The 22,872-nt window shown below is 72.5% G+C and carries 21 protein-coding genes and 1 pseudogene; 11 read left to right on the top strand and 11 right to left on the bottom strand.

Features of this window, described 5'->3' with window-relative positions; genetic code table 11:
- The first annotated feature begins 182 nt into the window (after nt 1-182).
- Complete coding sequence (locus AC0AIB_RS20900; RefSeq protein WP_328340222.1) at nt 183-866, top strand: GOLPH3/VPS74 family protein; 684 nt, start codon at nt 183-185, stop codon at nt 864-866.
- A gap of 213 nt (nt 867-1,079) precedes the next feature.
- Here the strand turns inward: AC0AIB_RS20900 and AC0AIB_RS20895 are convergent, their stop codons facing one another.
- Together AC0AIB_RS20895 and AC0AIB_RS20890 are read right to left on the bottom strand one after the other, a co-directional pair.
- Nucleotides 1,080-2,753: a phospho-sugar mutase gene (locus AC0AIB_RS20895; RefSeq protein WP_328340220.1), complete on the bottom strand. Its 1,674-nt coding sequence runs from the start codon at nt 2,751-2,753 to the stop codon at nt 1,080-1,082.
- Nucleotides 2,754-2,845: 92 nt separating this feature from the next.
- Nucleotides 2,846-5,011: a serine/threonine-protein kinase gene (locus tag AC0AIB_RS20890; RefSeq protein WP_465097305.1), complete on the bottom strand. Its 2,166-nt coding sequence runs from the start codon at nt 5,009-5,011 to the stop codon at nt 2,846-2,848.
- 229 nt (nt 5,012-5,240) lie between these two features.
- On the opposite strand from AC0AIB_RS20890, the gene AC0AIB_RS20885 reads away from it, so the two are divergent.
- Together AC0AIB_RS20885 and AC0AIB_RS20880 are read left to right on the top strand one after the other, a co-directional pair.
- On the top strand, nt 5,241-6,824 hold the full coding sequence (locus AC0AIB_RS20885; protein ID WP_328340216.1) for an acyl-CoA mutase large subunit family protein: 1,584 nt from the start codon (nt 5,241-5,243) through the stop codon (nt 6,822-6,824).
- Between the two features lie 628 nt (nt 6,825-7,452).
- Complete coding sequence (locus AC0AIB_RS20880) at nt 7,453-8,715, top strand: amidohydrolase (protein ID WP_328340214.1); 1,263 nt, start codon at nt 7,453-7,455, stop codon at nt 8,713-8,715.
- On the opposite strand, the gene AC0AIB_RS20875 is transcribed toward AC0AIB_RS20880, so the two are convergent.
- Complete coding sequence (locus tag AC0AIB_RS20875) at nt 8,672-9,649, bottom strand: DUF4349 domain-containing protein (protein WP_328340212.1); 978 nt, start codon at nt 9,647-9,649, stop codon at nt 8,672-8,674. The two genes, AC0AIB_RS20880 and AC0AIB_RS20875, sit on opposite strands and share 44 nt — an antisense overlap.
- A gap of 121 nt (nt 9,650-9,770) precedes the next feature.
- Here AC0AIB_RS20875 and AC0AIB_RS20870 point away from each other — a divergent pair, with 121 nt between their 5' ends.
- The 3 genes from AC0AIB_RS20870 to AC0AIB_RS20860 are packed head-to-tail and all read left to right on the top strand — an operon-like array spanning nt 9,771 to nt 12,198.
- On the top strand, nt 9,771-10,400 hold the full coding sequence (locus AC0AIB_RS20870) for an MBL fold metallo-hydrolase (RefSeq protein WP_328340210.1): 630 nt from the start codon (nt 9,771-9,773) through the stop codon (nt 10,398-10,400).
- Between the two features lie 3 nt (nt 10,401-10,403).
- Nucleotides 10,404-11,417, top strand: coding sequence for a hypothetical protein (locus AC0AIB_RS20865; protein ID WP_328340208.1), 1,014 nt, complete (start codon nt 10,404-10,406; stop codon nt 11,415-11,417).
- 31 nt (nt 11,418-11,448) lie between these two features.
- Complete coding sequence (locus AC0AIB_RS20860) at nt 11,449-12,198, top strand: SCO6745 family protein (RefSeq protein ID WP_328348929.1); 750 nt, start codon at nt 11,449-11,451, stop codon at nt 12,196-12,198.
- 115 nt (nt 12,199-12,313) lie between these two features.
- Here the strand turns inward: AC0AIB_RS20860 and AC0AIB_RS20855 are convergent, their stop codons facing one another.
- Nucleotides 12,314-12,769: a gamma-glutamylcyclotransferase gene (locus AC0AIB_RS20855; protein WP_328340206.1), complete on the bottom strand. Its 456-nt coding sequence runs from the start codon at nt 12,767-12,769 to the stop codon at nt 12,314-12,316.
- A gap of 106 nt (nt 12,770-12,875) precedes the next feature.
- On the opposite strand from AC0AIB_RS20855, the gene AC0AIB_RS20850 reads away from it, so the two are divergent.
- On the top strand, nt 12,876-14,279 hold the full coding sequence (locus AC0AIB_RS20850; protein WP_465097304.1) for an NAD(P)H-quinone dehydrogenase: 1,404 nt from the start codon (nt 12,876-12,878) through the stop codon (nt 14,277-14,279).
- A gap of 119 nt (nt 14,280-14,398) precedes the next feature.
- Here the strand turns inward: AC0AIB_RS20850 and AC0AIB_RS20845 are convergent, their stop codons facing one another.
- The 3 genes from AC0AIB_RS20845 to AC0AIB_RS20835 form a co-directional block, all read right to left on the bottom strand.
- Nucleotides 14,399-14,611 (bottom strand): helix-turn-helix domain-containing protein, encoded by a 213-nt coding sequence (locus tag AC0AIB_RS20845; protein ID WP_328340202.1) that lies wholly within the window; start codon nt 14,609-14,611, stop codon nt 14,399-14,401.
- Nucleotides 14,608-14,730, bottom strand: a complete 123-nt coding sequence (locus AC0AIB_RS20840) for a hypothetical protein (RefSeq protein WP_465097303.1) — start codon at nt 14,728-14,730, stop codon at nt 14,608-14,610. Before AC0AIB_RS20840 ends, AC0AIB_RS20845 begins: the two co-directional genes overlap by 4 nt.
- A 278-nt stretch (nt 14,731-15,008) precedes the next feature.
- Nucleotides 15,009-15,644, bottom strand: coding sequence for a DedA family protein (locus AC0AIB_RS20835; protein ID WP_328340198.1), 636 nt, complete (start codon nt 15,642-15,644; stop codon nt 15,009-15,011).
- A gap of 825 nt (nt 15,645-16,469) precedes the next feature.
- Between AC0AIB_RS20835 and AC0AIB_RS20830 the strand changes: the two genes are divergently transcribed.
- The 3 genes and pseudogenes from AC0AIB_RS20830 (at nt 16,470) to AC0AIB_RS20820 (ending at nt 17,381) form a co-directional block, all read left to right on the top strand.
- The gene (locus tag AC0AIB_RS20830) at nt 16,470-16,748 is read left to right on the top strand and encodes an excalibur calcium-binding domain-containing protein (RefSeq protein WP_328340196.1); all 279 of its coding nucleotides are present in this window, start codon (nt 16,470-16,472) and stop codon (nt 16,746-16,748) included.
- 256 nt (nt 16,749-17,004) lie between these two features.
- Nucleotides 17,005-17,175, top strand: a pseudogene (locus tag AC0AIB_RS20825) (threonine--tRNA ligase); the annotation flags it as partial.
- On the top strand, nt 17,163-17,381 hold the full coding sequence (locus AC0AIB_RS20820) for a His/Gly/Thr/Pro-type tRNA ligase C-terminal domain-containing protein (RefSeq protein WP_328340194.1): 219 nt from the start codon (nt 17,163-17,165) through the stop codon (nt 17,379-17,381). The pseudogene AC0AIB_RS20825 and the gene AC0AIB_RS20820, both read left to right, overlap by 13 nt.
- Before the next feature lie 58 nt (nt 17,382-17,439).
- Here AC0AIB_RS20820 and AC0AIB_RS20815 read toward each other — a convergent pair whose 3' ends face one another.
- The 4 genes from AC0AIB_RS20815 to AC0AIB_RS20800 are packed head-to-tail and all read right to left on the bottom strand — an operon-like array spanning nt 17,440 to nt 22,201.
- Nucleotides 17,440-19,476, bottom strand: coding sequence for an ABC transporter ATP-binding protein (locus AC0AIB_RS20815; RefSeq protein ID WP_328340192.1), 2,037 nt, complete (start codon nt 19,474-19,476; stop codon nt 17,440-17,442).
- Complete coding sequence (locus AC0AIB_RS20810) at nt 19,473-21,206, bottom strand: ABC transporter ATP-binding protein (protein ID WP_328340190.1); 1,734 nt, start codon at nt 21,204-21,206, stop codon at nt 19,473-19,475. The genes AC0AIB_RS20815 and AC0AIB_RS20810 overlap by 4 nt, the downstream gene beginning before the upstream one ends.
- On the bottom strand, nt 21,200-21,730 hold the full coding sequence (locus AC0AIB_RS20805) for a MarR family winged helix-turn-helix transcriptional regulator (protein WP_328340188.1): 531 nt from the start codon (nt 21,728-21,730) through the stop codon (nt 21,200-21,202). The genes AC0AIB_RS20810 and AC0AIB_RS20805 overlap by 7 nt, the downstream gene beginning before the upstream one ends.
- A gap of 24 nt (nt 21,731-21,754) precedes the next feature.
- Nucleotides 21,755-22,201 carry a DoxX family protein gene (locus AC0AIB_RS20800; RefSeq protein ID WP_328340186.1) on the bottom strand — a complete coding sequence of 149 codons (447 nt, stop codon included), beginning with the start codon at nt 22,199-22,201 and terminating at the stop codon, nt 21,755-21,757.
- Nucleotides 22,202-22,287: 86 nt separating this feature from the next.
- Between AC0AIB_RS20800 and AC0AIB_RS20795 the strand changes: the two genes are divergently transcribed.
- A complete protein-coding gene (locus AC0AIB_RS20795) occupies nt 22,288-22,863 on the top strand; it encodes a TetR/AcrR family transcriptional regulator (protein ID WP_465097302.1) in 576 nt (191 codons plus the stop codon).
- Nucleotides 22,864-22,872: the final 9 nt, after the last annotated feature.

Here is a 22,872-nt window from a genome sequence, read left to right as displayed (position 1 = left end):
TCCGCTCGGTTCCGTGCCTGGCCGCCCGGCCTCCGACCTGCGCGCAGCCGGCATGACCTGCTGCTGATTCGCGCAAAGCAGGCACGTCGCACTGGGCTGCCTGGACCGGCCGGTGGGGTTGCCTTCCCACGGAACGCGAGTCGGGGCGCGCGCGGTGCGTTCAGGCGCTAGCGTCTCGGGCCATGACTGGTGTTGCTGTGGCCGAGGAGTTGTTGCTCCTCGCGTATGACGATGAATCCGGCAAGGCGACCATGCCCCGGATCGGCCTCGACCTGGGGATGGCCGCCGCCGTCCTGGTCGAGCTGGCCCTCGCCGGCCGGATCGCGTACGTCGATGGGAACCTGGCGGTGACCGACCCGACGCCGGTCGGCGAGCCGATCCTGGACGGGGTGCTGGGCCGGATGGCCGCCGACACCCCGCACAGCCCGTCCTCCTGGGTGCAGCGGCTGCGGCACGGCCTGCGTGACCGCATCCTCGGCGACCTGGTCGACCGGGGTGTGGTGCGTGATGTCGAGGAGACCGAGCTGGGCTTCATCGTGGTGCACCGCTACCCGACCACCGACCCGTCGGTGGAGCAGGACAGCCGGCGGCGACTGGCCGAGGCGCTGGCCGGCGAGCAGCTCCCCGACGAGCGGACCGCGGCGCTGGCCACGCTGGTGGCGGTGCTGCGGATGGAGCCGGCGCTCGGCCTGACCGGCACCGCCGCGCAGGACGCCCGGCGTCGGCTGGAGGAGATCGCCGGCGGGGCGGGCTTCTCCGGCACGATTAGCCTGGAGGAGTCGGTGGTCCGTCCCTCGGTCGCCCTGGTGGTCACCGCCCTCGGCCAGGCCGTCGACCACGCACTCGGCAAGCGCGCCGTGAGCTGACCCGGCCCGCCGCCACCGCACGCGGCCCCGACGGGTTGCGCGGGAGCCTCGCAGTTTCCTTGTTGTAGTGGCATCCGAGCGGGATGGATGCCACTACAACAATGAAATTGAGTTGATCATGCAGCGCGGGCGCGCGGAGGGGAATGTAGCGGGGCGCGTGGTGGGACACGCCGGCCGGACACGCGGCGGGGTGTGGGGCGGGGCGGGGCGGGGTCAGATGCCGAGGGCGGTGGCGATCTCGGTGCGCAGGGTGGCGAGCGTGGCCGCGGCGCGGGTGCGGGCCGCCGGCACGTCCCCGTCCGAGACCGGCTCCACCACCTCCAGGTACGCCTTGAGCTTGGGCTCGGTGCCCGAGGGGCGGATCACCACCCGGGCGGCGGCGGTACGCAGGATCACCACGTCGGCGGCGGGCAGCAGATCCTGCGTCTCGGTGACCGGCGCACCGAGCAACGTGGTCGGGGTGGCCGCCCGGATCCGGGCCATCGCGTCGGCGATGATCCGCAGGTCGTCCACCCGGGCCGACAACTGGTCGGTGTGGTGCACGCCGAACTCGGCGGCCAACTCGTCCAGCCGGTCGGTCAGGGTGCGCCCCTGCGCCTTCAGGTCGGCGGCCAGCTCGGCGACGGTCAGCGCGGCGGTGATGCCGTCCTTGTCCCGCACGTGCCCGGGGGCCACGCAGTAGCCCAGCGCCTCCTCGTAGCCGTACGCCAGGGGTGGCGTCCCGCCCCCGGCCCGGACGATCCACTTGAACCCGGTCAACGTCTCGTCGTAGGCCCGGCCCCGGGCCGCGCACATCGCCCGCAGCAGGGACGACGACACGATCGTGGTGGCGTACAGGCCGTCGACGCCGCGCCGCATCAGGTGGTCGGCGAGCAGCACCCCCACCTCGTCCCCGCGCAACATCCGCCACCCCGCCCCGGCCGACGACTCGCGCACCACTACCGCGCAGCGGTCGGCGTCGGGGTCGTTGGCGATCGCCAGGTCGGCGGCGGTGGCGTCGGCGAGGGCCACCAACCGGTCCACCGCGCCGGGTTCCTCCGGGTTGGGGAAACTGACGGTGGGGAACGCCGGGTCCGGCTCCGCCTGGTCGGGCACCACCCCGGGAGTCGGGAAACCGGCCCGCGCGAAGGTCGCGGTCAGCACCGCCGCACCCACCCCGTGCAGCGGGGTGTACGCCACCCGCAGGTCGCGCGGTCCACCCGGGGTGATCACCGCGACGGCCCGCTCCACGTACGCGGCGACCAGGTCGTCGCCGAGCACCTGACCGGGCGGGCCCAGCGGCACCTGGGCCAGCGGGCCGACCGCCCGGATGGCCGCCTCGATGCCGGCGTCGGCGGGCGGGACGATCTGCGCACCCGCGCCGAGTGCCCCACCGAGCTGGGCACCCAGATAGACCTTGTAGCCGTTGTCCTGCGGCGGGTTGTGGCTGGCCGTCACCATCACCCCGGCCACCCCGCCGAGTCTGCGCACCGCGTACGCCAGCACGGGGGTGGGCAGCGGCCGGGGCAGCAGCAGCGCCGGCCGGCCCGCGCCGGTGGCGACCTGGGCGGTGCGCTCGGCGAACTCCCGGGAACCGTGCCGGGCGTCGTACCCGATGACCAGCGGACCCTCGCCGCCCTCGGCGGCGAGCCAGCCGACCAGTCCGGCCGCCGCCCGGGTGACCACCGCGAGGTTCATGCCGTTCGGGCCGGCGCGCAGCGGGCCGCGCAGACCGGCCGTGCCGAAGGTCAGCGGGCCGGCGAACCGGTCGGCCAGCTCCGGCGCGCTGGCCGGCAGCCGGTCGAGTACGGCCCGCAGCTCGTCCTGGCTGGCCGGGTCGGGGTCGTCGTCGAGCCAGCGTCGAGCCTGGTCGCGAATCCGGTCGAGGTCAGTGCTTTCCGCCGCCATTGCCTCTTGATAGCACGACGGCGGATCACCGCGTCCGGTCGACCCGGATCACCCCGTCGCGTGAACCGCTCCGGCCCACCCCGCGATCCGGCTCAGCTGGCCCCGGTGAGCTGGAAGGACTTGACCATCTCGTCGAAGATCGGCTTGCTCTCGGCGAACTTGGCGTCGTTGGCGGTCAGATAGAACGAGTAGATCCGGCCCTGGTGCACCAGACCCCGCCACACTCCGTGCCGCTTGGTGTCGCCCTCGCCGCAGGTGTACTCCAGCTCGGCGGCCGGCTTGCCGGCCAGCGTGTTCTCGGTGATGCCGACCTGCTGGTAGGGCTTCACGCAGGACCGGGAGCGGGTGCGCAGGCCGTCACCGGCCACCTCGGCCCAGCGGACCGAGGAACTGCCGCCCTTCTCGACCAGGATGCGGACCTTGCGGGTGTCGTCCTCGGGGTCGACGTAGTCGACCCAGTCGCCGGCGCTCTTACGCACCCACCCCTTCGGCACGTTCACCCGGATGCCCTTGGCGTCGTGTGCCTGCGTCTCGACTCCCCCACCACCTGCGGGCGCGCTCGGGCCGGCCTGTGGGGGAGGGGTCGGCTCCGGGTCGCCGCCGCCGAACAGCGCCACCGCGCCGATCAGCAGCACCACCGCCAGGCCACCGGCCGCCGCGAGCTGGATCTTGCGCGGCCAGCCCTTCACCGTGCCGACGAGTCGACCGCCGGCACCCTTCGCCCGGCCGAGCGCGCCACCCTCGGCCCTGCCCGGCGGCGGCGGCGACGTCCACGACTGCCCGGTGCCGGGGATGGACCACTGTCCGCCGTACACCGCCTGGGTCTGCTCGGATTTTCCGCCGCCGTAGATGGCCTGGATCGGCTCGGCGGCCCCGTAACCGGACCGGCTGGTCTCGGTGCCCGCGCCGATCCGCTGGGTGGCGTCCGAGTGCCCGCCGTCGATGCGCTGGGTGGCGTCGGCGCTGCCGCCGCCGATGCGTTGGGTGGCCTCCGGGGCGTTGCCCGGGGTGATCCGCTGGGTGGCCTCCGCCGGCTTGCCGTACGTCCCGGCGGTCAGGTGGGCCGGCAGGGTGCCGGCGGTGGGCCCGCCCGGGGCCGACATCGCGCCGGTCGGGGTGTGCAGCGGGCCGGCGAGCGCGTCGGCGCTGGTGTCGTCGAGGGCGGCGGCGGAGGTCACCACCGGCTTGGGGCGTTCACCCCGGCGCAGCTTGGCCAGCCGGTCGGTGAGCGACTCGCCGGCGGCCAGCATCGCCCGGCCGCCGATCTGCCCGCTCGGCTTCGGCTCGGCCGGCGGCGTGGCGGTGACCGGCGGCGTCGACGGGCGCTGCACCGGCACCACCGAGTACGGGTCGGTGATCGAGTTGACCGCGGTCGCCGTGCTGGTCAGCGGGCCGGCGAGCAGTTCGCGCAGCATCGCCCGCGCGGTGTGCACGTCCAGCCGGCGGGCCGGGTCCTTTTCCAGCAGGCCCATCAGCACCCGGGTCAGCGGGCCGCTGCGCTGCGGGGTGGCCGGCGGGTCCTCGACCACCGCGTGCATGGTCTCGATCGGGTCGCCCTTGTCGAACGGGGGTCGCCCCTCGACCGCCGTGTAGAGCGTCACGCCCAGCGAGAACAGGTCGCTGGGTGGGCCGAAATCCTGCCCCATGGCGCGCTCGGGGGAGATGAAGTGCGGCGAGCCGAGCACCATCCCGGGGGTGGTGAGCTGGACGTCGGTGGGCATCCGGGCCACCCCGAAGTCGGTCAGCACGCAGCGGCCGTCGGTGCAGATCAGCACGTTCGCCGGCTTGACGTCGCGGTGCAGCACCCCGTTGGCGTGCGCCACCTCCAGCGCGCCGAGCAGCGCGATGCCGATCTTGGCGACCGCGCGACCGGCCACCGGACCGTCCTCGATCACCATGTCGGCGAGGCTGCGGGCGTCCAGCAGCTCCATCACGATCCACGGGCGGCCACCCTCGGTGACCACGTCGTAGACCTGGACCACTGCCGGGTGCTGGATCGCGGCGGCGGCGCGGGCCTCACGCAGGGTGCGTTCGTACATCGCGTCCCGGTCGCTGGGGGCCAGCCCCGGCGGCAGGACGACCTCCTTGACCGCCACGTCACGCCGCAGCAGGGTGTCTGTCGCGCGCCAGACCGTGCCCATGCCGCCGTTGCCCACCGAGGAGCGCAGCGAGTACCGGCCACCGATGGTGGTGCCGGGTGCCGCGCGTCCGTTGGGGGGACTCACAGGTCCGCCGCTCCACGTCGGGATCTGAGTCACAGAAAAGCCACCGGGAAAGTCGAGGGGGCTGGGACACAACCTCTCTATCTTGCTGGTTCCGACGCCCGATGCGAAACCCGACGCGGCGTACCTTTGTCCTACCTGACGGTACCCACCGCCATGTCGAACGGTGTGTACCTGGCCGTTCACCTGCTGTCGACCGATGCCGAACCGAGATGTGCGCCATCCCTCACCCCACCGATGCCCCTCCGCGTCCTACCATCCGTGGATGAGCGATGCGCGGGCGAGCGAGTCGGGGTTCCCCATCAAGGGCGTCTACACGGCCGCCGACCTCCCCCCGGAGCTGGACTCCCGCCTCGGCGGGCCAGGTGAGTACCCGTACGCCCGGGGGGTCTACCCGACGATGTACACCTCCCGCCCGTGGACGATGCGGCAGTACGCCGGCTTCGGCACCGCCACCGAGTCCAACGCGCGCTACCACCAGTTGCTGAAGGCCGGCACCATGGGCCTGTCGGTCGCCTTCGACCTGCCCACCCAGATGGGGTACGACTCCGACGACGCCATCGCCAGCGGCGAGGTGGGCAAGGTCGGGGTGGCGATCGACTCCATCGAGGACATGCGGCTGCTCTTCGCCGGCATCCCGCTGGACAAGGTCTCCACCTCGATGACCATCAACGCGCCCGGCTCGGTGCTGCTGCTGCTCTACCAGCTCGTCGCCGAGGAGAACGGCATGCCGGGCTCGGCGCTCAACGGCACCATCCAGAACGACATCCTCAAGGAGTACATCGCCCGGGGGACGTACATCTTCCCGCCGAAGCCGTCGCTGCGGCTGGTCGCCGACACCTTCGCGTACTGCCGCAAGGAGGTGCCGAAGTGGAACACCATCTCCATCTCCGGCTACCACATGGCGGAGGCCGGCGCGACGCCCGCGCAGGAGATCGCGTTCACCCTGGCCAACGGGGTGGAGTACGTCCGCGCGGCACTGGCCGCCGGGCTGGCGGTGGACGACTTCGCCCCCCGGCTGTCGTTCTTCTTCGTTGCCCGGACGACCCTGCTGGAGGAGGTGGCGAAGTTCCGCGCCGCCCGGCGGATCTGGGCCCGGCTGCTGCGCGAGGACTTCGGCGCGAAGGACCCGAAGTCGATGATGCTGCGGTTCCACACCCAGACGGCGGGGGTGCAGCTCACTGCCCAGCAGCCCGAGGTGAACCTGGTCCGGGTGGCGGTCCAGGGGCTCGCCGCGGTGCTCGGCGGCACCCAGTCGCTGCACACCAACAGCTTCGACGAGGCGATCGCGCTGCCCACCGAGAAGGCCGCCCGGCTGGCGCTGCGTACCCAGCAGGTGCTGGCGTACGAGACGGACCTGACCGCCACCGTCGACCCGTTCGCCGGGTCGTACGTGGTGGAGGCGATGACCGCCGAGATCGAGGCGGCGGTCAACGACCTGATGGACCGGGTCTTCGACCACGGTTCGGCGGTGGACGCGATCGAGGCCGGGTTCCAGAAGCGGGAGATCGAGCAGTCGGCGTACCGGTTCGCCCAGCAGATCGACGCGGGCGAGCGGGTGGTGGTCGGGCTGAACCGGTTCCAGATCGACACCGAGGAGCCGTACGAGCCGCTGCGGGTGGACCCGACGATCGAGGCGACCCAGGCGGAGCGGCTGGCCAGGCTGCGGGCCGAGCGGGACGCCGACGCGGTCGAGCGGGCCCTCGCCGAGCTGCGGGCCGCCGCCGAGGGGGAAGAGAACGTGCTCTACCCGATGAAGGAGGCGCTGCGGGCCCGGGCCACAGTGGGCGAGGTCTGCGGGACGCTGCGCCAGGTATGGGGGACGTACCGCCCGAGCGACCGTTTCTGACCCCGGTCGACGCCCCGGGCAGGGCGTGACTCCACGGCGGCTCCCGCCGGCGTACCGACGTCGGCAGGGGTCGCCGTCGTCGTCGTGCCGGGAGCGTCAGGGGTCGCCAGGTGGGGGTTGCGGGGCTACCGTCGGTGACAGCCTGCGGTGCGTCGGGTGGGGGCGGTCCGCCCGGGTGGGCGGCGGTGCTCCCGGCGGGGTGTGTGCCTCCGGGGATCCCTGGGTAACCCGAACGGGTGAACGGGACGGACAGCATGTCCGAGCGCAGCCTGGGGCACCGTGTCACCGTCGGGAACCGACCGCTCACCGGGGGTCGTCGGGTAATTGTCCGAGCGGCAGTCCACTCGGGCGACCAATGCGACAATTCGGGTACGACGGCCCCGGATCGATGCCGATTTCGCGACCGCCCAATCGGTTACGCGTTGTAGGAGGTGGGGGGCAGATGACGGCATCCGACCGCGATCTACCTGCTGTCCCGCAGATATTCGAGCCCTTCCACCAGGGCTTACGTGACGCTGTGCGGTCTGATCGCTACCGTAACGAGGTTGCGCAGCGTCACCGTCGGAGGTCTAGGCTGTCTGCTGTCCGCCCCGATGATCCATCCATTTCTAGTGATCGAGAATTCGACGTGACGAGTGCGTTGACGCTGCCCGACGGCAGCCAGCTGGCGTCGTCCTGGCCGGAGGCGCCGTCCGGGTCCCAGCCCCTGCCCCACGATCTGGATCACCTGCTCGCGCTGCGGGTGCCCGGCCTGATCGCCACCCGCCGCCACCTCCACTCCCACCCGGAACTCTCCGGCGAGGAGTTCGAGACGGCGGCGCTCATCGCCCGGGAGCTCACCCTCGCCGGGCTGCACCCCCGACTGCTACCCAAGGGCAACGGGGTGATCTGCGACATCGACGGGCGGCCCGACGGCCCGGTCGTCGCGCTCCGCGCCGACATCGACGCGCTGCCGCTGACCGACGTCAAGGACGTCTCCTACCGTTCCACGGTGGACGGGGTCTGCCACGCCTGCGGCCACGACGTGCACACGACCGTGCTGCTCGGCGTCGGCATGCTGCTGGCCCAGCTCGCCGACGCCGGCCAGCTCGACGGCCGGGTCCGGCTGATCTTCCAGCCGGCGGAGGAGATCCTGCCCTGCGGCTCGCTTGAGGTCATCGAGGCCGGTGGCCTGGAGGACGTGGTGCAGATCTTCGCGCTGCACTGCGATCCCAACCAGCCGGTGGGCCGGGTGGGGCTGCGGGTCGGTCCGATCACCGCGGCGGCCGACAACGTCACCGTGAAGCTCACCGGGCCGGGCGGGCACACCGCCCGCCCGCACCTGACCGTCGACCTGGTCGACGCGCTCGGCCGGCTGGTCACCGAGGTCCCGGCCCTGGTCAACCGCCGGGTGCCGGCCAACAGCGGGCTGCTGCTGGTGTTCGGCCACGCCTCGGCCGGCACCCGGTACAACGTCATCCCGTCCGAGGCGTGCGCGGCCGGCACCCTGCGGGTGATGGACCGCGACACCTGGGAACGGGCCCCCGAGATCGTCGCTCAGGTCGTCCGGGACGTGATCGCGCCCACCGGCGCCACAGTCGACCTGGAATATCTGCGGGGTCGTCCGCCGGTGAGCAACGACGCCCGTGCCATCGGCATCCTCACCGCCGCCACCGCCGCGGCGCTCGGCCCCGAGGGGATCGCGGAGACGCCGCAGAGCATGGGTGGCGAGGACTTCTCCTGGTACCTCGAACACGTCCCCGGCGCACTGGCCCGGCTCGGCGTCGGCCGGGCCGGCGGCCCCACCGTGGACCTGCACCGGGCGTCCTTCGACGTCGACGAGCGGGCCATCCCGGTCGGGGTGCGCCTCATGGTGCAGACCGCGTTGCGGGCACTGGCGGCGGTCCGGTAGGAGCCGGCGGGTGGCCCCCGCCGACCGGTCCCACCGGCGGCGCGGGCCGCCGGCGCTGACGCCGCCGGCGCAGCAGCACCACCAGCGCCGTCACCGGCACCCCGATGACCAGCAGCCAGGGCAGCAACGCCCCGAGTACGGTCAGCAGCACGCCCATCGAGGCGAGGAAGACCGTCCAGCCGCCGCGCAGACCCACCATGAACCCGGTGCGGTCCTCCTCCTCGTCGGCCGTCGAGGCGTCCCGGCCGACGAAGGTCACCGTGATCGTGGAGAGCGCGGTCAGGTCGGCCAGCCGGCGCTTCTTCGCCTCCAGCGAGGCCAGGTCGGCCTCCCGGCGGGTCACCTCGTTCTCCAACGAGACCAGCTCGGCCACCGTGTCGGCCCGGGCCAGCAGCCGGCGGGCGCTGTCCACCCGGGCCCGCTGGGTGGTGATCCGGGCGTCCAGGTCGACCGTCTCCTCGGTGACGTCCTGGGTACGGATCTCGCGGCGCTGCTGCCGCCCGTAGGTGGCCAGCTCATCGACGAGCGCGGTGAACTTCGCCGCCGGAACCCGCAGCTCCAGTTCCGCCTGGGCGGAGGCGTCCACGCTGCGGCGCTGGTCCCCGCCGACGAACCCGCCGGTGGCGGTGACCGCCTCCACCGCCCGCCGGGCGGCACCCTCCACGTCGTCCACCTGCACCCGCATCGTTCCGGTGTAGATGATCGCCCGCTGGTCGACCCGCAGGTCGGGAGCGCCCGTACCGGCCTGTCCCGCCGCCGCGTCGCGGTCAGGTGCCGCGCCGCCCGGTGCTTCCCGCGCCGGTGCCTTCTCGGCCGGTGCCGCCCCGCCCGAGTCGCTGCTCCGGTCGGCCGCCCCGCACCCGGCCAGCAGCAGCGCCGCCAAACCGACCGCCGCCAGGGCCCGCGCCCCGCCGGCCGCTGTCCTCAGTGTCATCCCCGCTCCCGTCGTCGTCCGCGCCCCGGTTGCGGGGCGATAGCTCGGACGCGGCGCGCAGCCGCCCCGGTTCCGGCAGACTGCGCTGAGGACATCACGATTCGATAAGCGAGGAGTCACGATGCGGCTCACCAAGTACTCGCACTCCTGTCTGCGGGTCGAACGCGACGGGGCGGTGCTGGTCGTCGACCCGGGCGTGTTCAGCGAGCCGGCGGCGCTGGACGGGGCGGACGCGGTGCTGGTCACCCACGAACACCCCGACCACCTGGACGTGGCCGCGCTGAACCGCCGGCTGGACCGGGAACCACTCCCGGTGTACGGGCCGGCGGCCCTCGGTGCCGTGCTCGGCGACGCGGCGACGGCACTGACCCCGGTAACCCCGGGTGACACCTTCACCGCCGCAGGCATCCCGGTACGCGCCGTCGGCGGCCGGCACGCCGTCATCCACCCCGACATCCCGGTGGTGGACAACCTCGGTTACCTGCTCGACGGCACGGTCTACCATCCCGGTGACGCGCTGTACGTCCCCGAGGACGTCGAGGTGGACACGCTCTTCGCCCCGATCCACGCCCCCTGGTCGAAGTTCTCCGAGGTGGTCGACTTCATCCGGGCGGTCGCCCCCCGCCGGGCGTACGCCCTGCACGACGCGCTGCTCAACGACAACGGGTACGGCGTGCTCGACAGGCAGTACACCGCGCTGTCCCGCACCGACTACCAACGGCTGGAGCCGGGCAGCCGGATCGACGCCTGAGCCGTGACCGCCGACGAGTCCGAGCTGACCCGGCAGCTCCACCGCACCCCGCCCGACCGGTTCGTCGCCGCCCGGGACGCCGCCGTCGCGGAGGCCCGCCGGGCCGGGGACGTCGCCACCGCCCGACGGTTGGCCGGGCGGAAGCGACCCACCGTGGCGGCCTGGCTGGTGAACCTGCTCGCCCTGGACCGGCCCGAGCTGGTGGCCGAGCTCGGCCCGTTGGCCGAAGCGCTGCGCACCGCCCAGCGGGATCTCAAGGGGGCCCGGTTGCGGGAGCTGTCCGCGCAACGGCGGGCGGTGGTCGCCGCCCTGGTCACCGAGGTACGCAGGCTCGCCGCCGACATCCCCGGGGCACCGCCGGCCGCCCGGCTGCCGCTGGCCGAGGTGGAGGCCACCCTGCACGCGGCGCTCGCCGACACCGGGGTCGCCGAGCAGGTGCGCACCGGGCAACTGCTCAAGGCGGTGCACCATTCCGGCTTCGGTGAGGTGCCCCGCCCGCAACTGCGGCTGGTCACCGGCGGCGGGGCGCAGGCCGGCGCGGGAGGCGGGGCGGAGATCGGCGCGGGCGGCGGGGCGGAGCCGCATCCGGACGGTGGGAGAGAGGCTGCCGGCGTACCCGAGGGGGAGGGTGAGCGGGGCGGTGCGCGGCGGGCCCGCGACGAGCGGGCGGCGGCTCGGGCCGCCCAGGCCGAACGGGCCGGGCGTCGCCGTGCCCTGACGCGGGAACTCGCGGCGGCCCAGGCCGCCCAGCGGCAGTCGGAGCGGGAGCTCGACGGGACGGCCACCGCCGAGCGGAACGGCGTCGACGTCCTCGACCGGATCGAGCGCGAACTGGCCGAACTGGAGCGTCGTCGGGCCGTTGCCGAGCAGGAGCTGAGCCGGGCCAAGCTGGCCCGCCGGGCGGCCGAGCGGGCCCACACCGCCGCCCGGCGACGCACCGGGGAGGTCGAGGCGGCGATCGAGGCGGTCGACGCCGAAGAGGAGGATGCCACGGCTGGCGGTGGCAAGGCAGACTGAGCACGATGGATGTGTGCAACGGGCGGTCGGGATGACGCCGGAACAGGTCGCTGCCGGCAGCAAACCCGCAGTGCTGGAGCTGGGGGAGCTGTTCAGCCGCTGCCCGGGAACCCTGCGACGGGCCAGGACGCTCGGCATCTCCGGCTGGGCCTTCTATGTCACCGGGCGGGCCGGCGCGTTGGGTGACATCCGCGCCGAGACGGTCGCGGCGGCGCTCGGCTTCCTCGCCCCGGAGGCCGTCGCCGACGGGTGGGACACCGCCGCCCGGGTGGCCCGGCCGTTGGAGGTGGCCACCGCCAACCTGGCCGAGTGTTGCCGGTGGGGCGCCCAGCACCTCGACGACCTTCCCGGCACACCCCGGCTGACCGTCCTGCTGGAACGGGTGGTGGCCGCCGCCGACGCCACAGGCATGCCGCTCTTCGCCGCCTGGCGGGCCATGCCGCTGCCGGAGCACGCCGAGGGTGCCCGCGCGGCCGTGGCGCTGCTGCTGCTCCGGGAGTACTTCGCCGGGGCGTACCTGCTGGCGGTGCGGGCCGCCGGGATGACACCGCTGGAGGCGGTGCTGGCCGGCCCGGCGGGGGAGGGCGGGGCGGCGGCGTGCGGGTGGACCCCGCCGTACCCGCCGGTCGGGCCGTTGGTGCGGCGCCGGCTGTGGGCCGAGGCGGTCACCGACCGGTTGGCGTCGGCCGGCTTCCGGGCGCTCAGCCCGGCCGAGGGGCGGGAGCTGATCGGGCTGCTCACCGACGTCCGGGCGCGACTACGGGCCGAAGCGGACGGGTGACCCCCGGTCTGCCGACGCCTGACCGGGTTGACCCGGTGTGGGACGCGTGACGCCTGGCGGGGTCGCCGTCGGGCGGCCCCGGCCCCGGTAGCACACTGGGCGGGTGCGATACGCGTTACGCCGAGGCGGTGCCTGTGGGGCGGGACCGCAACTCGGAGACGTAGTCGTCGGGGGCACCCGCCTTCTCGGCGGCGTTCGCGATCTCCGACAGGTACCAGGCGGTCGGCAGGCCGCCCTCGTAGCCGTCGAAGACGTACACCCAGGCGGTCACGTCCCCGTCCAGCGTCGAGACCCGCACGGTGAGCCTGCGGTACGTGCCGGCGTTGACGCCCTCCAACTCGTCGAGCTGGGCGGCGTCGTAGGGGTCGATGTCGTACAGCGCCACGAAGACCCGGTCACCCGGGGACTCGACCACGGTGCTGACGGAACCTTCCCAGCCGATCACGTCCTCGCCGGCGAAGGTCAGCCGCCAGCCCTCCAGCCAGCCGACGCCCACCATCGGCGAATGCGGACAGTAGGCACGCATCCGGGCGGGGTCCAGGTTTGAGCCGTAGGCCGCGTAGTGACGCACGGCGATGACGATAGCCCGCCGGACGGGTGGGGGAGAATACGACGGTGCGTGTCGCACGGGTTCGGGAGAAGAAAGTCACTGTGAGCACTGAGAGAGGGCGAGGGCTGTGAGCCGCATCGTGATCATCGGCGGGGGGCCGGCCGGCTACGAGGCGGCCCTGGTCGCCGCCCAGCTGGACGCCGACGTCACCGTGGTGGAGGCCGAGGGTGCCGGGGGTGCCTGCGTACTCTCCGACTGCGTCCCGTCGAAGACCTTCATCGCCAGCTCGGAGGTGGTGACCGGCTACCGGGACACCGAGGAGTTCGGCATCCACTCCGACGGCCTGGAGGCGGTCACGGTCGACGCCCGGGCCGTGCACGAGCGGGTGAAGCGGCTCGCCCTGGCCCAGTCCGCCGACATCCACACCAAGCTGCTCAAGGCGGGGGTGACCTTCGTCGCGGGCACCGCCCGGCTCGGCGAGGACACCCTCGGTCACACCCACCGGGTCGTCGTCACCCCGGCCGACGGCGGCGAGGAATATTCGATCGCCGCGTCCACCGTGCTGGTCGCCACCGGTGCCACCCCGCGCCAGCTGCCCACCGCGCTGCCCGACGGGGAGCGCATCCTCACCTGGCGGCAGGTGTACGACCTGCCCGAGCTGCCCGCCCACCTGATCGTGGTGGGCTCCGGCGTCACCGGTGCCGAGTTCGCCAGCGCCTACCAGGCGATGGGGGTCGAGGTGACCCTGGTCTCCAGCCGGGACCGGGTGATGCCGCACGAGGACGCCGACGCGGCGATGGCCATCGAGCAGGTGTTCCGCAGCCGGGGCATGAGCATCCTCAACAACTCCCGGGCGGACGAGGTCCGGCGTACCGACGACGGGGTGGAGGTGGTCCTCTCCGACGGGCGGGTGGTGTCCGGTTCGCACGCCCTGATCGCCGTCGGCTCCATCCCGAACACCGCCGGCCTGGGTCTGGCCGAGTACGGCGTCGAGCTGGCCAAGGGCGGCTACGTCACGGTCGACCGGGTGTCGCGTACCAACGTCCCCGGCATCTACGCCGCCGGCGACTGCACAGGCGTGCTGCCGCTGGCCAGCGTCGCCGCCATGCAGGGCCGGATCGCGATGTGGCACGCCCTGGGCGAGGCGGTCCGTCCGCTGCGGCTGCGGACCGTCGCGGCGAACGTCTTCACCGACCCGGAGCTGGCCACCGTCGGCGTCTCCCAGGACGAGGCGGACGCCGGCCGTACCCAGGCCCGCCAGGTGATGCTGCCGCTGACCGGCAACGCCCGGGCCAAGATGGACGACCTGGCGGACGGATTCGTCAAGCTGTTCTGCCGCCCGTCCACCGGTCAGGTGGTCGGCGGGGTGGTGGTGGCCCCCAAGGCCAGCGAGCTGATCCTGCCCATCACGATGGCGATCGAGAACAACCTCACCGTCAACGAGCTGGCCCAGACCATCACCATCTATCCGAGCCTGTCCGGTTCGATCACCGAGGCGGCCCGCCAGCTCATGCTCCACGAACTCGAATGACCCGGTGACCCGGCGGGCGTCGGTCGAGCAGTTGACCGACGCCCTACCGTGCGATGTCAGCCGGATCGGAGGCTGACGTGCGGTGCCGGTCGACCGACAAGCCGACCGGCGGTGGAATCTCAGGCCACGTTGAGTTGGATGTTCCCGATGCGAGCGACCACGTCCACCTGACCGCCAAGTCCGGTGACGTACGCGCGAAGGGTCTCCAGGCTGGTGTGTTCGCCGGTCTCGATCTGGCTGATCCTGGCCTGGGACAGGCCGGATGCCTCGGCGAGTTGCTGCTGGGTCATGCCGAGTTGCCGGCGGATCTCGGCCAGTTGCGCGCCGCTCACCGAGGCGAGCATCTTTCGCGGAACCGGCCGCGCCGGGCGATCCGCTCGGGGTCTTCCCAGGAGGGGTCGAGCTCGCGGGCCTTGGCCCTGACCTCACGCCAGTCGGATCCGTTGCTCATCGTTGCGCTTCCTTCAGTGCGATTAGATGCTCCCCGAATCTGGCGTCGGCGAGCGGGACGGCCTGCTGGTACCAACTCTGCCACTGTCCCGACTTGTCGCCAGCGACTGAGACGGTCCACCAAGGGACGTCCCGGTGCAGAGCCATGTTCGGCACGAAGATCGATGGCTTCGCTGACCAGATCCGCGCTTGTGGGATCGACGCGACACAGCTTGAGAAAGCACGCCTCCACCTCAGGATGCGGTCTGATGTCCCACACCCCTCAATATAAGCAAGACCTTATACCGGCGGGGGTGTGGACGCGCTCAGGTCGGTGGGGGTTTCTCGGCTGGCGGCGCGGGTGCTGATCAGCATCATCGTCCAACCGGCCGCCCCGAACCCGGCCGCCGCCGCTGCCGCGACGACCCCCAACCGCCAGGCCGACCCGGTGAGCGCGGTGCCGCCGAGGTGGCCGACCAGCGCGCCGTAGCTGGCCCAGCCGACGGCCGCCAGCGCCTCGTAGCAGAGGAACAGCCGGTACGGGTAGCGGCTGCGGCCGGCGGAGAAGCAGGCCGCCATCCGGCCGCCGGGTACGAACCGGCAGAGCAGGATGGTCAGTGGTCCGGGGCGGCGCAGCCCACGGGTGACCCGTCCGGCGACCCGACGGGCCCGGCCGGGGGCCACGTGCCGGGCCTGCCGCCGGTCCGGGGCGCTGCGGCCGAGCAGATAGCAGGCCAGGTCACCGACGAAGACGCCGAGCGCCCCGACACCGATGGTCAACGGCAGGCTCAGCCCGCCGACCACGGTGAGCGCGCCCCCGGTGATCATGACCGCCTGGGTGGGGATGACCGGCACGAAGGCGTCCGCGACGAGCAGCCCCATCAGCAGCAGGTATGCCAGCAGGGGCGATGCGACGTCAGTGAGAAGCTCGGGCACGACTGCCACCTCGCGGGTCAGGGCCGGTTCCAGGCAACGAGCCTCCCGCCAGCTCCGCCGTCACGGTAGAGCGGACCGGTCGGTGGTGACCACGGACACCTCCGGGGCGCGCGGTGCCGGAGGGCGTGACTCCGCGCCGTGCGCCACCGGTAGCAGCATGGAGGGCCGTCTGCCGCTCGCCGTCTGCCGCTCGCCGCTCGCCGCCCGGAGGGGGTCGGCGGATCGTCGATCGTCGGCGTACCGTTGGGTACGCGGCCCCACACCCGTCGGGTCCCCCGTTCCTGACGAGCGGGCCGCCGTGGGTCGCCGGCAGGTCCCGTGCCGGCGACCCTCCTAATCTCCGCCCCGGTAAAGCCGGGAAGTCGTGTTCTGGCCAGCGGGAACGCCGCACCGGTGAGCGTCGGGTCGCGTCCGGTCCCCCGCTCTGGCGCCGGCCCCGGATGATGATCGTTGATCATGGCGGCTGTCGATTCTGACGATGGCAACTGAGCCAACCGTATCGCCGTCATCGGCACGGACCCGGTCATTGACCCCAGTCGCGCGGCGACGGCCTCAGCGAGTCGGACCGGTGCCGCCGGCCCGACCCCGGCTGCGCCGGTCACCCGCACCCCGGTCGAGCCGGGCACCCTCCCCCTTCCCGGCCGTCGGCCGCGCGGGTCGTACGACGCCTCGCGGCCGTCGGAGCGGCATCGTGCCGCTACCGGCCGAGGGGTGATCGTCGTTCGGACACACCGGCTGTCGGCCCGAGGACACCATGCCCCGCTCGGCGGTGTCGCTCGGATAGCGTCCCGGGCTCAACCGACATTCCTTATCGGAGGCTCGTAGATGGTTTCCACCCTGGTGCGGGGCGCGCTCGCCGTGACCCTGGCGCTCGGCAGCACCCTCGTCGTCGTGACCGGCCCTGCCGAGGCGGCGGCGACGAAGTACAAGAACTGCACCGCGTTGAACAAGAAGTACAAGCACGGGGTGGGCAAGAAGGGAGCGAAGGACAAGGTCCGGGGCAGCACCAGGCCGGTCACGAACTTCACCGTGTCCGACTCGGTCTACGCGAAGAACACCCACCTGGACCGGGACAAGGACAAGGTCGCCTGCGAGAAGCGCTGACCGGTCGCCGCCGGCCGTCGGAGAGTCGCGGGTCGGAGAGAGACCGGTCCGCCGTCGGGCGGAAAAGCGCTCGCCCCGGGCGTCGCCGGGGTCGTAGGTTGGCGGTATGTGCAGTGCGGTGGTGACCACGACGTCGGGAGATCCCGGCGTGCCGCACTGACGTCTTCCGTAGACGAGGCCCCGGGCGATCCGCCCGGGGCCTCGTGGCATTGCGGGCACGGTCGCCTCCGGGTCGTACCCGATCATGGAGCGCGACATGATCGACCACCGTAGGCTCGGCCGGGAGCTGGACCTGTTCGTCTCCGACCCGCTGGCGGGGGCCGGGCTGCCGATCTGGCTGCCGGCCGGCGCGGCGGCCCGGCACGCCGTCGAGGAGTACGTCCGCGAGTTGGAGCGCCGGGCCGGCTACCAGGGGTGGACGCCGCCGGCTCGCTGGGAGCCCGGGTCCGGGACGCGGCCCGCCGCCGGGTGCCGTACGTCGGGGTGGTCGGTGCCCGGGAGGCGGCCGACGACGCGGTCGCCCTGCGCCTGCGAGACGGCCGGGGGCTGCCCCCGATGCCGGTGGCGGACGCGGTGGGGCTGATCGGCGCGGTGGTCGCGGCCCGCGCGGCGGAGCTGCTCCCGGCCGGCTGACCACTGCGGGGCGGGACCGGAAGCGACGCCCCCGGTCCCGCCCCGACTGGTACGACGGTCAGCCCCGGGCCGGTGCCGGTGCCGCCGCTTCCGGCGCGGCCTCGTCCTCGACCACCGCCGCGGTGAACTGCGCCTGGTAGAGCCGGTGGTACGCCCCCCGCGCGGCGAGCAGTTGCTGGTGGGTGCCCTGCTCGACGATCCGGCCGTCCTCCATCATCAGGATCAGGTGGGCGTCGCGGATGGTGGAGAGCCGGTGCGCGATGACGAAGCTGGTCCGGTCGGAGCGCAGCGCCGCCATCGCCCGTTGCAGCAGCACCTCGGTACGGGTGTCCACCGAGCTGGTCGCCTCGTCCAGGATCAGCAGCGACGGTTCCGCGAGGAACGCCCGCGCGATGGTGATGAGCTGCTTCTCACCGGCGCTGACGTTGCTGCCCTCCTCGTCGATGACGGTGTCGTACCCGTCGGGGAGGCTGCGGACGAACCGGTCCACGAAGGTGGCCCGGGCGGCGGCGAGGATCTCCTCCTCGGTGGCGTCCGGGCGGCCGTAGGCGATGTTGTCCCGGATGGTGCCGCCGAAGAGCCAGGTGTCCTGGAGCACCATGCCGATCCGGCCGCGCAGGTCGTCGCGGCGCAGCGTGGTGATGTCCACCCCGTCCAGGGTGATCCGCCCGGCGTCCAGCTCGTAGAAGCGCATCACCAGGTTGACCAGGGTGGTCTTCCCGGCACCGGTCGGGCCGACGATGGCCACGGTGTGACCGGGCTCGGCGACCAGGGACAGGTCGTCGATAAGCGGCTTGTCCGGGTCGTACCGGAAGGAGATGTTCTCGAACTCGACCCGGCCGTGCGGTGCGACGACCTGGGCCGGGGTGGCCGGGTCGGGGCTCTGCTCGTCGGCGTCGAGTACGGCGAAGACCCGTTCGGCGGAGGCCACCCCGGACTGGAGCAGGTTCGCCATCGAGGCGACCTGGGTGAGCGGCTGGGTGAACTGCCGCGAGTACTGGATGAACGCCTGCACGTCACCGAGGCTCATCGACCCGGACGCCACCCGCAGCCCGCCGACCACGGCGATCGCCACGTAGCTGAGGTTCCCGACGAACATCATCGCCGGCATGATGATCCCGGAGATGAACTGCGCGCCGAAGCTGGCCCGGAACAGCTCGTCGTTCTTGGCGTGGAAACTGGCCTCGACCTCCGGCTGACGGCCGAAGACCTTGACCAGCTCGTGGCCGGTGAACGCCTCCTCGATCTGGCCGTTCAACTCGCCGGTGTGGGCCCACTGGGCGATGAACTTCTGCTGCGACCGCTTGGCGATCCGCTGCGTCACGATCACCGACATCGGCACCGCGACCAGCGCGACGAGCGCCAGCAGCGGCGAGATCCAGAACATCATCGCCAGGACGCCGACCACGGTCAGCAGCGAGGTGAGCAGTTGGCTGAGCGTCTGCGACAGGGTCTGCGAGATGTTGTCGATGTCGTTGGTGACCCGGCTGAGCAGCTCACCCCGGGGTTGCCTGTCGAAGTAGGGCAGCGGCAACCTGTTGAGTTTCTCCTCCACCTCGGCGCGCAGCCGCAGCACTGTGGACTGCACCACCCCGTTGAGCAGCCAGCCCTGCCACCAGGCCAGCAGGCTGGCCGCCACGTAGAGGCCGAGCGCGAACAGCAGCGTCCGGCCGAGGGCGTCGAAGTCGATGCCGGCACCGGGGACCACGTCCATCCGGGCGATCATGTCGGCGAAGTTGTCGTTGCCGGCGGCCCGCATCCCGGACACCGCCTGGTCGACGGTGACGCCGGCCGGAAGCTGCCGACCGATCACCCCGGCGAAGATGATGTCGGTGGCGTGGCCGAGGATCTTCGGGCCGATCACGCTGAACCCGACGCTCGTCACCGCCAGGGCGATGATGCCCGTCAGCGTCACCCGGTGCGGCCGGAGCCGGCGGAGCAGCCGGCGTACCGACGGCCCGAAGTTCATCGACTTCTCCGCCGGCATGGCGGCGTTCATCCACGGCGGCCCGCCGCCGCCGCGTCGGCCGGCCGCCGGCAGCCGCTGCGGAGTGGTCGCCTCCGGGGCCTTCTTCTGCTCGGGTACGGCGGTCATGCCGGCACCCCCGTCGTCTGCTGGGACGCCACGATCTCGGCGTACGTCGGACAGTCGGCAAGCAGTTCGTCGTGACGGCCCATCCCGACCACGCCTCCGTCCTCCAACACGATGATCTGGTCGGCGTCGACGATCGTGGAGACCCGCTGGGCCACGATCACCACCGCGGCATCGGCGGTGACCGGGCGCAACGCGGCCCGCAACCGGGCGTCGGTGCCCAGGTCGAGCGCCGAGAACGAGTCGTCGAACAGGTAGATCTCCGGCTTGCGGACCAGCGCGCGGGCGATCGCCAGCCGTTGCCGTTGCCCGCCGGAGACGTTCGTCCCACCCTGGGCGATCGGGGCGTCCAGACCGCCGGACATCTGGGCGACGAAATCGCGGGCCTGGGCGATCTCCAACGCCGTCCACAGTTCGTCGTCGGTGGCGTCCGGGTTGCCGTACCGCAGGTTGCTCGCCACCGTGCCGGTGAACAGGTACGGCTTCTGCGGCACCAGGCCGATCCGCCGCCACAGCTCCTGCGGGGCCAGTTCCCGGACGTCGACCCCGTCGACCAGCACCGCGCCCGCGGTCGGGTCGACCAGGCGGGGGATCAGGGTCAACAGGGTCGTCTTGCCGGCACCGGTGGACCCGATCACGGCGGTGGTCCGGCCGGGGGTGGCCCGGAACGAGATGTCGTGCAGCACCGGTGCGCTGGCCCCCGGGTACTGGAAGGCCACGCCGCGCAGCTCCAGCTCACCGTGTCCGTCGACGTGGGTGACCGGGGTGGCCGACGGGACCACCGAGGACTCGGTGTCGAGCACCTCGACGACGCGTTCGGCGCAGACCGCCGCGCGGGGCACCAGCATCAGCATGAAGGTGGCCATCATGACGGCCATCAGGATCTGCATCAGGTACGCCAGGAAGGCGGTCAACGCGCCGATCTGGATCTGTCCGGAGTCGATCCGCTGGGCGCCGAACCACAGCACGGCGACGCTGGAGACGTTGAGCACCAGCATCACCACCGGGAAGATCACCGCCATCAGCCGGCCGACCCGCAGGGCGGTGGCGGTGAGGTCGGCGTTGGCCACCCCGAACCGCTGCGTCTCGTACGGCTCCCGGACGAACGCCCGGACCACCCGGATGCCGGTGATCTGCTCGCGGAGCACCCGGTTGACGATGTCGATCCGGGTCTGCATGAGCCGGAAGCCGGGCACCATCCGGCGGATGACCAGCCCGAGCGCGACGGCGAGCACCGGCACGCTGACAAGCATCAGCCAGGACAGGCCGATGTCCTCCCGCAGCGCCATCACCACCCCGCCGATGCTCATGATCGGGGCCGCGACCAGCATGGTGCAGCTGGTCAGGACGAGCATCTGCACCTGCTGCACGTCGTTGGTGTTGCGGGTGATCAGCGAGGGTGCGCCGAAGTGGGCGACCTCGCGGGCCGAGAACCGGTTGACCTGCCCGAAGATCGCCGAGCGGAGATCCCGGCCGAAGGCCATCGCGGTGCGGGCGCCGAAGTAGACGGCCGCCACCGAGCAGGCGATCTGCACCAGGCTGACCAGCAGCATCCAGCCACCGGTACGGATGATGTAGTCGGTGTCGCCCCGGGCCACGCCCAGGTCGATGATGTCGGCGTTGAGGCTCGGCAGGTAGAGCGAGGCCATCGTGCCGACGAACTGGAGCAGCACCACCGCGCCCAGCGGTCGGTGATAGGGGCGCAGGTAACGGCGCAACAGGCTGATCAGCACGGATGGCTCCCGGGCCTCGGGTGGTCGGTCGATTCCTGGTGTTGTGTTGTCAACCTCTTGTCCTCCCCGTCGGACATGGTCGTGATGACCTCGATCAGGAAATCCCGGATCACCGCGCGCCTGGCCGGGTCGGCGTCGACGGAGGTGAGCGGGGTGTCGGTGTGCATCCGGGCGACCAGGGCGCGGGTGTGTTCCCGCCCCTTGTCGGTCAGCGCGAGCCGTACGCTGCGCCGGTCGGCGTCGTCACGGCGGCGCTCGACGAAGCCGTCCCGTTCCAGGGTGTCGACGATGCCGGTGAGGGTGGCGGGCCGGACGAAGCAGCGGTCGGCGACGTCCCGGTGGGCGGCGTCGTCGAGGTGGGTCAGGGTGAACAGCACCCGCATCCCGGCCGGGGTCAGGCCGTGGTGTTCGGCGAGATAACGGCCCCAGTGCTGGTCGACGAGGTGGCCGGCGACCGACAGCAGTCGCCCGAGCGGTGCCCCGCGGAGCGCGTCGGGAAAGACGGCAAGTGGTTCCGATTGCACGGTCGTACATTAGCCCCCGAACCATCAGGGGCCAAACGAAATGGTCAGGGCCGCTCCGACGTACAGGATCTGGAGCGCGGTACGCGGCCCGAGCGGGGTGACCGGGCGACCGGCGAGCGTCACGCCGCGCCGGGCCGCCGAGATGTTCGCGGGGAACATCGCCATCATCATCAGGGCCAGGCCGGCGGCGACCGGACGGGCGGTGGACGGGATCAACAGCCCCACCGCGCCCACCAGTTCCAGCACTCCCGTCACCGTGACCAGGGCGCCGGGGAAGGGCAGGCGCGGCGGGACCATGGCGGTCAGACCCTCCCGGTGGGGCGAGGTGAAGTGGGCGAAGCCGGTCGTCACGAACAGCAGCGCCAAGCCGATGCGGAGTGCGGGCTGCCAGCCGTCGAGCGCGTCCACGCCGGCCAGCCCGGCCAGACGCGCGACGGCGGTGCCGACGAGCAGAGCGATCAACGGAACCATGCGGGCCTCCTCGGGTGCAAATCTTTATACTGACAAGATAGTCGCCCGAATGGCTGTCTTGTCAACGTAAAGATATGCTTGGTGTCATGACCGACACCCGCGCCTACCACCACGGCGATCTGCCACGTGCGCTGCTCGACGCGGCGGTGGCGGCGATCGGGGATTCCGGCCCGGCGGCGCTCAGCCTGCGCGACCTCGCCCGCCGCGCGGGCGTCTCCCACGCCGCCCCGACCCACCACTTCGGCGACAAGGCCGGGCTGCTCACCGCACTCGCCGTCGAGGGGTTCGACCTGCTCGCCGGGGCCCTGACCGCAGCCGGTGACGACCTGCTCGACGTGGGGGTGGCGTACGTGGACTTCGCCGTCTGCCACCGGGCGCACTTCGAGGTGATGTTCCGACCCGACCTCTACCGGGCCGACGCTCCCCAGGTGCGGGCCGCCCGGGAGCGTGCGGGCGCGGCGCTGCACCTCGGCGTGGCGGCCCTACCGCCGGACCGGGCCGAGCCGGGCGAGTCGCGGACGGACGCACTGGCCGCCTGGTCGATCGTGCACGGCTTCGCCACCCTCTGGCTCTCCGGCGCACTGCCCCCCGACGTCGAAGCCGACCCCCGCGCCGCCGCCCGCACCGTCATCCGCCGCCTCTTCACCCCACCCCCACCTTGACCCCCACCA

The sequence above is a fragment of the Micromonospora sp. DSM 43699 genome (assembly GCF_055517075.1).
Note: the sequence above shows the minus strand (reverse complement) of the source record. Positions and strands in the feature narration are given on the sequence as shown.

What these genes read in the sequence shown, in the direction of transcription:
- AC0AIB_RS20900 (WP_328340222.1), top strand. Translation starts at nt 183, where the DNA reads ATGACTGGTGTTGCTGTGGCCGAGGAGTTGTTGCTCCTCGCGTATGAC.
- AC0AIB_RS20895 (WP_328340220.1), bottom strand. Translation starts at nt 2,753, where the DNA reads ATGGCGGCGGAAAGCACTGACCTCGACCGGATTCGCGACCAGGCTCGA.
- AC0AIB_RS20885 (WP_328340216.1), top strand. Translation starts at nt 5,241, where the DNA reads ATGAGCGATGCGCGGGCGAGCGAGTCGGGGTTCCCCATCAAGGGCGTC.
- AC0AIB_RS20875 (WP_328340212.1), bottom strand. Translation starts at nt 9,649, where the DNA reads ATGACACTGAGGACAGCGGCCGGCGGGGCGCGGGCCCTGGCGGCGGTC.
- AC0AIB_RS20870 (WP_328340210.1), top strand. Translation starts at nt 9,771, where the DNA reads ATGCGGCTCACCAAGTACTCGCACTCCTGTCTGCGGGTCGAACGCGAC.
- AC0AIB_RS20860 (WP_328348929.1), top strand. Translation starts at nt 11,449, where the DNA reads ATGACGCCGGAACAGGTCGCTGCCGGCAGCAAACCCGCAGTGCTGGAG.
- AC0AIB_RS20840 (WP_465097303.1), bottom strand. Translation starts at nt 14,730, where the DNA reads ATGAGCAACGGATCCGACTGGCGTGAGGTCAGGGCCAAGGCCCGCGAG.
- AC0AIB_RS20830 (WP_328340196.1), top strand. Translation starts at nt 16,470, where the DNA reads ATGGTTTCCACCCTGGTGCGGGGCGCGCTCGCCGTGACCCTGGCGCTC.
- AC0AIB_RS20815 (WP_328340192.1), bottom strand. Translation starts at nt 19,476, where the DNA reads ATGACCGCCGTACCCGAGCAGAAGAAGGCCCCGGAGGCGACCACTCCG.
- AC0AIB_RS20800 (WP_328340186.1), bottom strand. Translation starts at nt 22,201, where the DNA reads ATGGTTCCGTTGATCGCTCTGCTCGTCGGCACCGCCGTCGCGCGTCTG.
- AC0AIB_RS20795 (WP_465097302.1), top strand. Translation starts at nt 22,288, where the DNA reads ATGACCGACACCCGCGCCTACCACCACGGCGATCTGCCACGTGCGCTG.